General features: G+C 65.8%; 10 protein-coding genes. 8 read left to right on the top strand and 2 right to left on the bottom strand.

The annotated features are described in order from the left end of the window. Positions 1 to 209: 209 nt before the first annotated feature. Positions 210 to 1,886 (bottom strand): methyl-accepting chemotaxis protein, encoded by a 1,677-nt coding sequence (locus ACWCIA_RS02490; protein ID WP_454160664.1) that lies wholly within the window; start codon positions 1,884 to 1,886, stop codon positions 210 to 212. A 304-nt stretch (positions 1,887 to 2,190) separates the two neighbouring features. Between ACWCIA_RS02490 and ACWCIA_RS02485 the strand changes: the two genes are divergently transcribed. After that, positions 2,191 to 3,519: an amidohydrolase gene (locus ACWCIA_RS02485; RefSeq protein ID WP_454160663.1), complete on the top strand. Its 1,329-nt coding sequence runs from the start codon at positions 2,191 to 2,193 to the stop codon at positions 3,517 to 3,519. A 248-nt stretch (positions 3,520 to 3,767) separates the two neighbouring features. After that, positions 3,768 to 5,369: an FAD-dependent oxidoreductase gene (locus tag ACWCIA_RS02480; protein WP_454160661.1), complete on the top strand. Its 1,602-nt coding sequence runs from the start codon at positions 3,768 to 3,770 to the stop codon at positions 5,367 to 5,369. 171 nt (positions 5,370 to 5,540) lie between these two features. On the opposite strand, the gene ACWCIA_RS02475 is transcribed toward ACWCIA_RS02480, so the two are convergent. Beyond that, positions 5,541 to 7,229, bottom strand: coding sequence for a methyl-accepting chemotaxis protein (locus ACWCIA_RS02475; RefSeq protein WP_454160660.1), 1,689 nt, complete (start codon positions 7,227 to 7,229; stop codon positions 5,541 to 5,543). Positions 7,230 to 7,493: 264 nt separating this feature from the next. Between ACWCIA_RS02475 and ACWCIA_RS02470 the strand changes: the two genes are divergently transcribed. The 6 genes from ACWCIA_RS02470 to ACWCIA_RS02445 all read left to right on the top strand — a co-directional run bounded on the left by ACWCIA_RS02470 (position 7,494) and on the right by ACWCIA_RS02445 (position 12,854). Then, positions 7,494 to 9,182 carry a CTP synthase gene (locus tag ACWCIA_RS02470; RefSeq protein ID WP_454160658.1) on the top strand — a complete coding sequence of 563 codons (1,689 nt, stop codon included), beginning with the start codon at positions 7,494 to 7,496 and terminating at the stop codon, positions 9,180 to 9,182. Continuing rightward, a complete protein-coding gene (gene kdsA / locus ACWCIA_RS02465; RefSeq protein WP_454160656.1) occupies positions 9,179 to 10,036 on the top strand; it encodes a 3-deoxy-8-phosphooctulonate synthase in 858 nt (285 codons plus the stop codon). The genes ACWCIA_RS02470 and kdsA overlap by 4 nt, the downstream gene beginning before the upstream one ends. A gap of 100 nt (positions 10,037 to 10,136) precedes the next feature. Next, a complete protein-coding gene (gene eno / locus ACWCIA_RS02460; protein WP_454160654.1) occupies positions 10,137 to 11,420 on the top strand; it encodes a phosphopyruvate hydratase in 1,284 nt (427 codons plus the stop codon). Positions 11,421 to 11,503: 83 nt separating this feature from the next. Then, a complete protein-coding gene (ftsB, locus tag ACWCIA_RS02455) occupies positions 11,504 to 11,872 on the top strand; it encodes a cell division protein FtsB (protein WP_454160652.1) in 369 nt (122 codons plus the stop codon). A gap of 5 nt (positions 11,873 to 11,877) precedes the next feature. Beyond that, complete coding sequence (locus tag ACWCIA_RS02450; RefSeq protein ID WP_454160650.1) at positions 11,878 to 12,144, top strand: hypothetical protein; 267 nt, start codon at positions 11,878 to 11,880, stop codon at positions 12,142 to 12,144. Positions 12,145 to 12,449: 305 nt separating this feature from the next. After that, positions 12,450 to 12,854 (top strand): DUF3224 domain-containing protein, encoded by a 405-nt coding sequence (locus ACWCIA_RS02445; protein ID WP_454160648.1) that lies wholly within the window; start codon positions 12,450 to 12,452, stop codon positions 12,852 to 12,854. Positions 12,855 to 12,902: the final 48 nt, after the last annotated feature.

Below are 12,902 nucleotides of genomic sequence, written 5' to 3'. Positions count from 1 at the left end.
GGTGTGCGGAGGGTGGACGGCGTGGGCAGTCATTGAAGCCGGGGGCTTCAATGACGCCCACCCTACAAAAACGGCCCGCTGACGGTTGGCCCTTGTAGGGTGGGCTTCGCCCACGCGGTCTGACCCGATGACCATCGGCGAAGCGGAACGACGCCGCAAAAAAAACCGCCCGACAATGCGGGCGGCTTTTCATGACGCGTCGGGGACGATCAGAAGGTTTCCCACTCATCCGCCTCGGCACGTGCAGCCTGGCGCGCAGGCGCTGCCGGCTTTGCCGCGCGCAGGGCGGGGGCAGGGCGGGTCAGCGCGCGCTTCGGTGCGGGGGCGGCCAGCGCCGGGCCGGCCAGCTTGAACACGCCGACCACCTGCGCCAGTTTCGCGGCCTGGTCCTGCATCGAGGCGGCGGCGGCCGCCGATTCCTCGACCAGCGCGGCGTTCTGCTGGGTGACCTGGTCCATCTGGCCGATGGCCTGGTTGACCTGCTCGATGCCGCCGGTCTGCTCGGCGCTGGCATGGGTGATCTCGGCCATGATGTCGGTGACGCGGCGGATCGATTCGACCACCTGCTCCATCGTCGCGCCGGCCTGGTCGACCAGCTTGGCGCCCATGTCGACCTTGTCGACCGAGTCGCCGATCAAGGTTTTGATTTCCTTGGCGGCGGCGGCCGAGCGCTGGGCCAGCGTGCGCACTTCGGACGCCACGACCGCAAAGCCGCGGCCCTGTTCGCCGGCACGGGCCGCTTCCACGGCGGCGTTCAGCGCCAGGATATTGGTCTGGAAGGCGATGCCGTCGATGACGCCGATGATGTCGACGATCTTGCGCGAGGATTCGTTGATCGAACCCATGGTCGTGATGACCTGGCCCACCACCGCACCGCCCTGCGCCGCCACTTCCGAAGCGGTGATCGACAGCTGGTTCGCCTGGCGTGCGTTGTCGGCGTTCTGGCGCACGGTCGTGGTCAGTTCTTCCATCGAGGCGGCGGTCTCTTCCAGCGCGCCGGCCTGCTGTTCGGTACGGCTCGAGAGGTCGAGGTTGCCGGCCGAGATTTCGGCCGAGCCGGTGGCGATGGTGTCGGTGCCGTTGCGCACCTGGGTCACGATGGCGACCAGGCTGTCGTTCATGTGGCGCAGGGCGCGCAGCAGGGCGCCGGTTTCGTCTTTCGAGGCGGCGTCGATCGAGCGGGTCAGGTCGCCGCCGGCCACGGTTTCCGCCAGCTCCAGGGCGGCGCGGATCGGACGGGTGATGCCGGTAGTGAGCAGCCAGGACAGCAGCGCGCCGAGCAGCACGGCGGCGGCCGTCAGGGCGGCGATGATGGTAGTGCTGCGCTCGGCCGTGGCGTCGATCGCCTTGGCGGTGGCGTCGATGCTGCTGCGCTGCATGACTACCAGCTCGTGCAGCAGTTCCTGGTACAGCCTGGCGGCCGGGGTGAAGCCCTGGTCGAGCAGGCGCGCGGCTTCTTCCTCGTTACCGTCGGCCTTGGCCTTGACGGCGCCGTCGCGCGAGGCGCTGTAGGCCTTGCGCTGCTCGAGGATCTTCGCGAACAGGGCTTTTTCGTGTTCGCCGGCGATCAGCGGCTCGATCTGCTTGAGCAGCTCGGCGGCCTTCTTGACCGAGGCGGCGGCGTCTTCCTTGAAGTAGGGGCCGAGCGCCGGGTCGGTGCTCTTGACGATGGCGGCCGTGCGGCGGATCGAGGCGTAGTTCAGGCTGTACCAGTCGGTGATCAGGCGCTCTTTCGTCAGCGGCGCGGCCATCATGGTGCGGGTGGAATCGGCCACTTCGTTGAGGCGCCAGATGCCGGCGCTGGCGATCAGCACGGTCATGGCCAGGATCAGCGCGAAGCCGAGGCCGAGGCGCTTGCCGATCTTGATGTTGGAGATGAAACCCATTACGGCATTTCCTTCTGGTTGATTGGGTTGGACAGGGCTTGCCGCAAGCGGAGGTCGCCGGGCGGCGGCAGGCGAAACGTCCTGTGGGACGCCTGCGAGGTAGCGAATTCTAAGTCGGCCACAACTGTTACTGCCAGTAAAAAAATGACGTAGGGAAATTTTTACGACACTTTTGCTGTCAGGCTTACTACGTTAATTGTTAAATATTGCGCTGCGGCAATGGTTTTGTTAGGCTTGCGGCCCTCGTGGATCTGAACTAGATTCTGTCTCACCCGCGCTACCTTGCGCTCTTCGAAAAAAGATCATGAAATCATCCATCCGACTCTTGCAATCCCTCCTGCTGGCCGGCGTCGTCAGCGCCAGCGCGGCCCATGCCGCAGGCCTGCCGCCCGAGTTCAAGACCCAGCTCGACAAGGATTACCCGACGATCGAAGCCCTCTACCAGGACCTGCACCGCAACCCGGAACTGGCCTTCAACGAACACCAGACCGCGAAGAAGCTCGCGGAGCGCGTAAAGGCGCTCGGCTTCGAAGTGACCACTGGCGTGGGCGGCACCGGCATCGTTGCGATCCTGAAGAACGGCCCTGGCCCGATCGCCATGCTGCGCACCGAACTCGACGCACTGCCGGTGCTGGAAAAGACCGGCCTGCCGTTCGCCAGCACCGCCACCGCCAAGAACGCGGCCGGCGAGACCGTGCCGACGATGCACGCCTGCGGCCACGACGTCCACATGTCGGCCTGGTACGCCACCGCCAAGCTGATGGCGGAAAACCGCAAGGCCTGGAGCGGCACCCTGATGCTGGTCGGCCAGCCTGCCGAAGAACCGCTGAAGGGCTCGGCCGCCATGATCAAGGACGGCCTGCTCAAGCGCTTCCCGAAGCCTGACTACGCCATCTCGATGCACGACGAAGGCACGCTGCCGGCAGGCCAGGTCGGCTACCGCGCCGGCCACTTCCGCGCCTCGGCCGATACGGTCACCATCACCATCCACGGCCAGGGCGGCCACGGCGCCACCCCGCAGGAAACCCGTGACCCGGTCGTCATGTCGGCACGCGTCGTGATGGCCCTGCAGACCCTGGTGTCGCGCGAGAACAACCCGGCCGATCCGGTCGTGATCACCGTCGGCAGCATCCAGGGCGGCACCCAGGCCAACATCGTGCCGGACCAGGTCAAGTTGCTGCTGACCGTGCGTACCTACAAGCCGGAAGTGCGCAAGCGCGTCCTGGCCAGCATCGAGCGTGAAGTCAAGGGCGTGACGATGGGCGCCGGCGCACCGAAGGAACCTGTGGTCGAGATCGTGCCGGGCGCCGACTCGGTCTACAACGATCCGGAATTCATCGCACGCGCCGTGCCGGCGGTACAGGCCGCGCTGGGCGCCGAGAACGTGGTCGAAATGCCGGCCAAGATGACCTCGGAAGACTTCGCCAACTTCGGCCAGGCCGGCATCAAGTCCATCCTGCTGCACGTCGGCGCGGTCGAGCCGAAGAAGCTGGCGGCGGCACGCGCCGCGGGCAAGTACCCGCCGGGCACCCACTCGCCGCAGTGGGCGCCGGAGTTCAAGCCGACCGTGCGTTCGTTCATCATGGCCGAAACCGCGATCCTGCTGGACCTGCTCAAGCCCGGCCAGAAGTGATGTAGTTCGATGCCCTCCATGCGAGGGCAGCAGTAAGAGACGCCGGCGTGATGCCGGCGTTGTCGTTTACAGGTTCGCGGTTTCGCGTGGCGGCGCCGATACGCGAACGATGAGACCGCGTGGGCTCTCGGGCCCACGCGGTACACCGTCTGCACTGCGCCTGCCGCCCCCGATCGGGACTACACTGGCCTGGCGTCCGGTGTTAGCACAAGGCTAGTCCTTTTATCTACAAGAGAGAGGGGTGAATCATGTTGCTCAATACAAACGGTAGTTCGACCTCGGCCTGGATGGCCACCGCCTTGGTTCCGGAGTATCCGCCGCTGCAGGGCGATGCCGGCGCCGAAGTGTGCGTCATCGGCGCCGGCATCGCCGGCCTCACCACTGCCTACCTGCTGGCGCGCGAGGGCAGGGAGGTGATCCTGATCGATGCGCTTGGCGTCGGGGCCGGCGAGACCGGCCGCACCACGGCCCATTTCTTCCCGCCCGACGAGTGGTATGCAGGCCTGGAGCAGTCCTTCGGCGCCAACGCGGCGCGGCTGGTGGCGGGCAGCTATGCGGCCGCCACGAACATGGTCGAGTCCATCGTCGCCGACGAACGCATCGAGTGCGAGTTCGAGCGACTCGACGGCTACCTGTACGCGCTGCCCGGCGACCGCTTCCGCGACTTCGAGAAGGAACGCGACGCCGCCGTGCGCGCGGGCGTGCAGGCCGAGCTGCTGCCCGGCGTGCCCGGCCTGCGCTTTCCCACCGGCGCCTGCGTGCGCTATCCGCGCCAGGCCCAGTTCCACCCGCTGAAATACCTGGCCGGGCTGGCGAACGCTTTTGTTCGCATGGGCGGCCGGATCCACGGCGGCACGCCCGCCCACGACATCAGGACGGCGGGCGACGCCCAGCTGGTGCTGACCGGGCGCGGCACGATCCGGGCTGGATCCGTCGTAGTGGCGACCAACACGCCCTTTAACCACCGGGTCGTGATGCACACCAAGCAGGCCGGCTACCGCACCTATGTCGTCGCGCTGAAGGTGCCGCCGGGGACGGTGCCGCGCATCCTGCTCTGGGACACGGGCGACCCGTATTACTACGTTCGCATCGCCGCAGGCACGCCGGCGATGGACGGCGCCGCGCACGATCTGCTGATCGTGGGCGGGGCCGATCACAAGGTCGGGCAGGACAGCCATCCGGAACACCGCTACGACGAGATCGAGCGCTGGGCGCGCGAGCACTTCCCGATGGCGCAGGAGGTGGCCTACCGCTGGTCGGGCGAGGTGATGGAGCCGAACGACCGCATGGCCTATCTCGGGCGCGACCCGCTGGGCGGCAGGCACCGCTACCTGATCACCGGCGACTCCGGCAACGGCATGACCCACTGCACGGCGGGCGCGATGCTGGTGGCGGACTTGATCGCCGGCCGCGCCAATCCCTGGGAGGCGATCTACGATCCGGCGCGCAAGGGGGTGCACGGCATCCGCGACTTCGTCGCCGAGCAGGCCAACATCGCCGGCCAGTACGGCGACTGGCTGACCGGCGGCGAGGTCGAGTCGGCCGCCGCCATCGCGCCGGGCGAAGGCGCCGTCGTCCGCGAAGGCATGCACAAGCTGGCGATCTACCGCGACGAGACCGGCGGCCTGCACGCGGTCTCGGCCACCTGCACCCACCTGGGCTGCGTGGTGCACTGGAATTCGGCGGAGCGGTCCTGGGATTGCCCCTGCCACGGCTCGCGTTTCGATACCGAGGGCAAGGTGTTGCATGGGCCGGCAGCCAAGGCGCTGGCCCGGGTGGAGAGGGATGTGTCGGGCGCGCCGGGGCAGGGGCGGGGCGGGGAGCAGCGGACGCCGCCCCCGCGGGTGTGAGCGGGGCGCGTTCGCGCGTGATGTTGTAACGCGTGGGGTCGGGACCCCACCCTACGTATACCTCGGTTCGTAGGGTGGGGTCCCGACCCCACGCGTTCGTACGCATGCAGCACCAATAAAAAAGGCCGTCTCGATTCGCATCGAAACGGCCTGGAAGGCATCAGGCAGCGATCAGAACTCTTCCCACTCCGGCTCGGCGGCTGCGCGGGCCGGGGCCGGCTTGGCCGCCTTCGGCTGCACCGCAACCTGCTTCGCCTTGCGTACCGCCGGCTTCGGCTGGGCGGCGAGGGCAGGAACCGCCGCTGCAACCGCACCCTCAACCTTGAACACGCCAACCGCCTGCGCCAGCTTCGCCGCCTGGTCCTGCATCGAACCGGCGGCTGCAGCCGACTCTTCCACCAATGCGGCGTTCTGCTGGGTCGCTTCGTCCATCTGGGCGATGGCCTGGTTCACCTGTTCGATGCCGCTGGTCTGCTCGGCGCTGGCCGAGGTGATCTCGGCCATGATATCGGTCACGCGGCGGATCGATTCGACGACCTGTTCCATCGTCGCGCCGGCCTGGTCGACCAGCTTCGCGCCGGCGTCGACCTTGTCGACCGAGTCGCCGATCAAAGTCTTGATTTCCTTGGCGGCCGCGGCCGAGCGCTGGGCCAGCGTGCGCACTTCGGACGCCACGACTGCGAAGCCGCGGCCCTGTTCGCCGGCACGGGCCGCTTCCACGGCGGCGTTCAGCGCCAGGATATTGGTCTGGAAGGCGATGCCGTCGATGACGCCGATGATGTCGACGATCTTGCGCGAGGATTCGTTGATCGAGCCCATGGTCGTGATGACCTGGCCGACCACGGCGCCGCCTTCGATGGCGACGTTCGAGGCGGTGATCGCGAGCTGGTTGGCCTGGCGCGCGTTGTCGGCGTTCTGGCGCACGGTGCCGGTGATCTGTTCCATCGAGGCGGCGGTTTCCTCGAGCGAGGCCGCCTGCTCTTCGGTGCGGCGCGACAGGTCGAGGTTGCCGGCGGCGATCTCGCCCGATGCGCCGGCGATGGTGTCGGTGCCGCCGCGCACCTCGGTGACGATGCGCACCAGGCTGTCGTTCATGTGGCGCAGGGCGCGCAGCAGGGCGCCGGTTTCGTCGCGGCTGGTGGCGTCGATGCGGCGGGTCAGGTCGCCGCTGGCCACCGTTTCGGCCAGCTGGACCGCTTCGCGGATCGGGCGCACGATGCCGCGCGTGAGCAGCCAGGAGGACAGGGCGCCGAGCAGCACCGAGAACAGGGCAAGGGTGCCGATCAGGGTTTCGCTGTCATCGGCCTGCTCGCCCATCGCGCGCGCGGTCGCGGCAATGCTGGCGTGCTGCATGGCGACCAGCTGCTGCACCAGTTCCTGGTAGGCCTTGGCGGACGGCGTGAAGCGTTCGTCGAGGATGCGGGTGGCCAGCTCCTGGTTGCCCTCGGCCTTGGCCTTGACGGCTTCGTCGCGCGCGCTCGAATAGGCCTTGCGCTGTTCGGTGATGCGGTCGAACAGGGCTTTTTCCTCGCCTGCCGTGATCAGCGGCTCGATCTGCTTCATCAGCTCGCTCGAGCGCTTGCCGGTCTGGGCTGCGTCGTCCTTGAAGTAGGGGCCGAGCGCGTCGTCGCTGCTTTTGACGATGGCGGCAGTACGGCGCACGGCCGCGAAAATCTGCATGTACCATTCGGTGATCATGCGTTCCTTGGCCAGCGGCTCGGCCAGCACCTGGGCCGTGCTGGCGGCGCCGCTGTTGACACGCGCGATGCCGACCGCCGCGATGAGGATGGCCGTCGCCAGGGTCAGCGCGAAGCCGATCGCCAGCCGCTTGCCGATGTTGAGGTGATTGAAAAAGCCCATCGCGTTCCTGCCTGTGCAAAAAGTAAAAACCCAATGTAGCCTTGATGTAGGGCAATTGCAATTGCACTTCGGCTACATCTGGAGGCTTCTCTTCTGTATGCGCCCTGAATGTTGTCTTTACGAAACAGTCGGAGCCACCGGAGTTGTCTGCCTGGCATGGAAACGGCCGCGCTCGCCGGGGCGCGGGCCTGTCGTCACGATGTTTGCTCCCTTTTAAGGTATAATTTCTATTTCCCGCGCGTGCCGTTCGGCACCTTCAGCACAATGACCAAATTTGTATTCGTCACTGGCGGCGTCGTGTCTTCCCTGGGTAAGGGGATTGCGGCCGCTTCCCTCGCCGCGATCCTCGAATCGCGCGGTCTCAAAGTCACCATGCTCAAGCTCGATCCCTATATCAACGTGGATCCGGGCACGATGAGCCCGATGCAGCACGGCGAAGTCTTCGTCACCGACGATGGCGCCGAGACCGACCTCGACCTCGGCCACTACGAGCGCTTCATCAGCACGCGCATGAAGAAGGTGAACAACTTCACCACCGGCCAGATCTACGAATCGGTGATCCGCAAGGAACGCCGCGGCGAGTACCTCGGCAAGACCGTGCAGGTGATCCCGCACATCACCAACGAGATCCAGGACTACATCCGGCGCGGCGCGGAAGGCGTGGACGTGGCGCTGGTCGAAATCGGCGGCACCGTCGGCGACATCGAGTCGCTGCCTTTCCTCGAAGCCGCCCGCCAGCTGTCGCTGCGCGCCGGCCGCAAGTCGACCGCCTTCGTGCACCTGACCCTGGTCCCGTACATCGCATCGGCCGGCGAGCTCAAGACAAAGCCGACCCAGCACAGCGTGCAGAAGCTGCGCGAGATCGGCATTTCGCCGAACGCGCTGCTGTGCCGCGCCGACCGCCGCATCCCGGACGACGAGCGCGCCAAGATTTCGCTGTTCGCCAACGTCGAAGAGCAGGCCGTGATCTCGGTCTGGGACGTCGACACCATCTATAAGGTGCCGGCCGTGCTGAACGAGCAGGGCCTGGACGACATCATCCTCGAGGCGCTCGACCTGCAGGCGCCGCCTGCCGACCTGTCGATGTGGGCCAAGCTGATCTACACGCTGGAAAACCCGAAGCGCGAAGTCACGATCGGCATGGTCGGCAAGTACGTCGACCTGACGGAATCGTACAAGTCGCTGACCGAAGCGCTGCGCCACGCCGGCATCCACACCGAGAGCCGCGTCAACATCGAGTACCTCGATTCGGAAGAAATCGAATCGAAGGGCTGCGACCACCTGGCCAAGTACGACGCCATCCTCGTTCCGGGCGGCTTCGGCAAGCGCGGCGTGGAAGGCAAGATCATGGCGGCGCGCTATGCTAGAGAAAACAAGATCCCGTACCTCGGCATCTGCCTGGGCATGCAGGTCGCGCTGATCGAATACGCGCGCCACATGGCCGGCCTGCCGAACGCGAACTCGACCGAGTTCGACCTGGAAACCGACCAGCCGGTGGTCGCCCTCATCAACGAGTGGCAGAACCACGACGGTAAAGTGGAAAAGCGCGACGAGAACTCGGACCTGGGCGGCACCATGCGCCTGGGCGCCCAGACCTGCGCGGTGAACCCGGGCACGCTGGCCGCCGAGATCTACGGCAGCGTCGTGACCGAGCGCCACCGCCACCGCTACGAAGCCAACAACTTCTACCTGCCGAAGGTGGAAGCGGCCGGCCTGGTCGTCGCGGCACGCACCCCGAACGAAGACCTGTGCGAAATCATGGAACTCCCGCGCACCGGTCCGAATTCGCACCCGTGGTACATGGGCGTGCAGTTCCACCCTGAATTCAAGTCGACCCCGCGCAGCGGCCACCCGCTGTTCACGTCGTTCATCCAGGCGGCATTGGCGCACCAGTCGGCAAATACGCCGGCTGCGGCCAACGCCCCTACCGCTTTGCAAGGAGACGCAGCATGAAGCTTTGCGGCTTTGAAGTAGGCCAGGACCAGCCGATCTTCCTGATCGCCGGTACCTGCGTGATCGAATCGCGCCAGATGGCGCTCGACACGGCCGGCACCCTGAAAGAGATCACCAGCGCGCTGGGCATCCCGTTCATCTACAAATCGTCTTTCGACAAGGCCAACCGCTCGTCGGGCAAGACCTTCCGCGGTCCCGGTATCGACAAAGGCCTCGAGATCCTGGCCGACGTGCGCCGCGAGATCGGCGTGCCGGTGCTGACCGACGTGCACGACGAAGAGATGATCCCGCACGTGGCCAGCGTCGTCGACGTTCTGCAAACCCCGGCTTTTCTCTGCCGCCAGACCGACTTCATCAACGCCTGCGCGCGTTCGGGCAAGCCGGTCAACATCAAGAAGGGCCAGTTCCTGGCGCCTGGCGACATGAAGAACGTGATCGACAAGGCGCGCGCCGCCGCGCGCGAAGCCGGCCTGAACGAAGATAACTTCATGGCCTGCGAACGCGGCGCCTCGTTCGGCTACAACAACCTGGTGTCCGACATGCGCTCGCTCGCCATCATGCGCGAATCGAACTGCCCGGTGGTGTTCGACGCCACCCACTCGGTGCAGCTGCCGGGCGGGCAGGGCACGTCCTCGGGCGGCCAGCGCGAGCACGTTCCGGTGCTGTCGCGCGCGGCCGTCGCGGCCGGTGTTGCCGGCCTGTTCATGGAAACCCATCCGGACCCGGCCAACGCCATGTCCGACGGCCCGAACGCCGTGCCGCTGGGCCGCATGAAGGAATTGCTGACGACCCTGGTCGAACTCGACCGTGTGGTCAAGCGTGCGGGCTTCCTGGAAACCAGTTTCAGGGCATAATTGCCTGATTGGATTATTAAACTTGTAAGTCGAGGCGCCCAATAGGCGCCTCGACTTGCATGTGCGAGACGGTTTTTTACTTCCTTCGGAGATTTGGAACATGAGTGCTATCGTTGATATCATCGGCCGCGAGATCATTGACTCGCGCGGCAATCCCACCGTCGAATGCGACGTGCTGCTGGAATCGGGCGTGATGGGCCGCGCCGCCGTGCCGTCGGGCGCGTCGACCGGTTCGCGCGAAGCGATCGAACTGCGCGACGGCGACGCCAAGCGTTACTTCGGCAAGGGCGTGCTGCAGGCCTGCGAGAACATCAACACGGAAATCAGCGAAGCCATCATGGGCCTGGACGCCAACGAACAGGCTTTCCTGGACCGCACCCTGATCGACCTGGACGGTACCGAGAACAAGAGCCGCCTGGGCGCCAACGCGATGCTGGCCGTTTCGATGGCCGTCGCGAAAGCCGCCGCCGAGGAAGCCGGCCTGCCGCTGTACCGCTACTTCGGCGGTTCGGGCGCGATGCAGATGCCGGTGCCGATGATGAACGTCATCAACGGCGGCGCACACGCCGACAACAACCTGGACATCCAGGAATTCATGATCATCCCGGTCGGCGCGCCAAGCTTCAAGGAAGCGATCCGCTACGGCGCGGAAGTCTTCCACACCCTGAAGAAGATCCTGCACTCGAAGGGCCTGTCGACCGCGGTCGGCGACGAAGGCGGCTTTGCTCCGTCGGTGTCGAGCCACGAAGAAGCCATCAAGCTGATCATGCAGGCGATCGAGCAGGCGGGCTATGAAGCCGGCACCCAGATCGCCATCGGCCTCGATTGCGCCGCCAGCGAGTTCTACAAGGACGGCAAGTACCACCTGGAAGGCGAAGGCCTGCAGCTCACCGCCACCGACTTCACCAACATGCTCTCGACCTGGTGCGACAAGTATCCGATCATCTCGATCGAGGACGCGATGCACGAAGGCGACTGGGAAGGCTGGGCCACGCTCACCGCCGCCCTCGGCAAGCGCGTGCAGCTGGTCGGCGACGACCTGTTCGTCACCAACACCAAGATCCTGAAAGAGGGCATCCAGAAGGGCATCGCCAACTCGATCCTCATCAAGATCAACCAGATCGGCACCCTGACCGAGACCTTCGCCGCCATCGAGATGGCCAAGCGCGCCGGCTATACCGCCGTGATCTCGCACCGTTCGGGCGAGACCGAGGACTCGACCATCGCCGACATCGCCGTGGGCCTGAACGCCCTGCAGATCAAGACGGGCTCGATGTCGCGTTCGGACCGCATGGCCAAGTACAACCAGCTGCTGCGCATCGAGGAAGACCTGGGCGATGTTGCCAGCTATCCTGGCCGCGATGCCTTCTACAACCTGAAATAATTCGGTTGGTTTAGTATTCTCGTGTCTTAAGTAATGCCGCAGGCCGGTCGATAAAGACTGGCCTGCGTTCTTTTTTCTCTCCCATGCGCCTGATTACGCTTGCCCTTGCCGCCTTGCTGTTGCTGATCCAGTATCCCTTGTGGCTGGGGAAGGGCGGCATGCTGGCCGTGTCCGACCTGCGCGGCCAGGTCGCGCTGGCGCAGCTCAAGACCGACCAGCTCAGGGCGCGCAACGCCAAGCTCGACTCCGAAGTGCGCGACCTGCGCGAAGGCACCGGCGCCGTCGAGGAGCGCGCGCGCCTGGAGCTGGGCATGATCAAGCAGAACGAGATCTTCGTGCAGGTGTTGCGCAAGGACGAGCAGCCGCAGGAGTCGATGACCGTGCCGCCGCCGCCACCGCCGCCGAAACCGGGCAAGGACGGCAAGCCTGCCGCCGCCGGACCGACCCACTGATTCCCATGAGCTCAAGCCCTGCCGCGCAACTGGCCACACTCGAGGCGCTGGCCAGCTATCTCGCCGCCGCCTTCGAGAGCGGCGACCCGGCCATCCTGTCCGAGGCGCTCGCCACCGCCGCGCTGGCCGAAGGCACGACCCACCTTGCCGCTGCCGCCGGCCTGCCGCAGGCGGAGTTGCGCCATGCGTTTGCGACCGGCGAGATGAGCATGGGGACGACGCTGGCGGTGATGAAGGTGATTGACCTGCATATGCCGGGTAGCGCGCACTGAACCTGTGTTGGCGGCTGCGGCTGCCGACATTCGTAGGGTGGACGGGTTTCCCGTCCACGCGTTCAGCAGAGCCTGTATCAACTCGACACTGATTCGCGCCACGCTTCCGTGCGTTGAACGCGTGGACGGCGTCGACGCAGGCGTCATGCAAGCTGAAGGGTGTAGCCGTCCACCCTACGGGTCTGCTACGCGGCTGCCGCAATTCAACCGTCCATGCCTGCACCTGCCTCAACCCGATAATCGGTGATCTGCGGCCCGGATTCGCCTAGAATGTTCGCTATCTTTCACCACCAAGGAAGCGCACCATGAGCCAGCAACATGCCGCCGGACCTTTCGACGTTACCCTCACCCCGCAAGGCGAGCCCACTGTCCTGAACGGCGCCACGACCGGCCGCATGGCGATCGACAAGCTGTATCACGGCGACCTGAACGGGCGCGGTTCCGGCGAAATGCTGTCGGCGCTGACGGTCACCGAAGGCTCGGCCGGCTATGTCGCGATCGAGCGGGTGACGGGCACGCTGCACGGGCGCACCGGCGGCTTCGTGCTGCAGCACTCGGGCACGATGGCGCGCGGGGCGCAGCAGCTGTCGATTACGGTCGTGCCCGATTCCGGCACCGGAGAGCTGGCCGGCATCAACGGCACCATGCGCATCCGCATCGAAGAGCGCAATCACTTCTACGAGTTCGATTACTTCCTGCCCGAACTGTAAGCCGGCCCGCTGGTCTCAAGCGGCAGTGGTTCCACCATCGGAGAATGA

The organism is Massilia sp. SYSU DXS3249 (genome assembly GCF_053668055.1).
The sequence above is the reverse complement of the archived record's forward strand: the minus strand, read 5'-3'. Positions and strand labels throughout refer to the sequence as shown.

Coding starts and splice junctions, on each gene's coding strand:
- ACWCIA_RS02490 (WP_454160664.1), bottom strand. CDS start 1,886: ATGGGTTTCATCTCCAACATCAAGATCGGCAAGCGCCTCGGCCTCGGC.
- ACWCIA_RS02485 (WP_454160663.1), top strand. CDS start 2,191: ATGAAATCATCCATCCGACTCTTGCAATCCCTCCTGCTGGCCGGCGTC.
- ACWCIA_RS02480 (WP_454160661.1), top strand. CDS start 3,768: ATGTTGCTCAATACAAACGGTAGTTCGACCTCGGCCTGGATGGCCACC.
- ACWCIA_RS02475 (WP_454160660.1), bottom strand. CDS start 7,229: ATGGGCTTTTTCAATCACCTCAACATCGGCAAGCGGCTGGCGATCGGC.
- ACWCIA_RS02470 (WP_454160658.1), top strand. CDS start 7,494: ATGACCAAATTTGTATTCGTCACTGGCGGCGTCGTGTCTTCCCTGGGT.
- kdsA (WP_454160656.1), top strand. CDS start 9,179: ATGAAGCTTTGCGGCTTTGAAGTAGGCCAGGACCAGCCGATCTTCCTG.
- eno (WP_454160654.1), top strand. CDS start 10,137: ATGAGTGCTATCGTTGATATCATCGGCCGCGAGATCATTGACTCGCGC.
- ftsB (WP_454160652.1), top strand. CDS start 11,504: ATGCGCCTGATTACGCTTGCCCTTGCCGCCTTGCTGTTGCTGATCCAG.
- ACWCIA_RS02450 (WP_454160650.1), top strand. CDS start 11,878: ATGAGCTCAAGCCCTGCCGCGCAACTGGCCACACTCGAGGCGCTGGCC.
- ACWCIA_RS02445 (WP_454160648.1), top strand. CDS start 12,450: ATGAGCCAGCAACATGCCGCCGGACCTTTCGACGTTACCCTCACCCCG.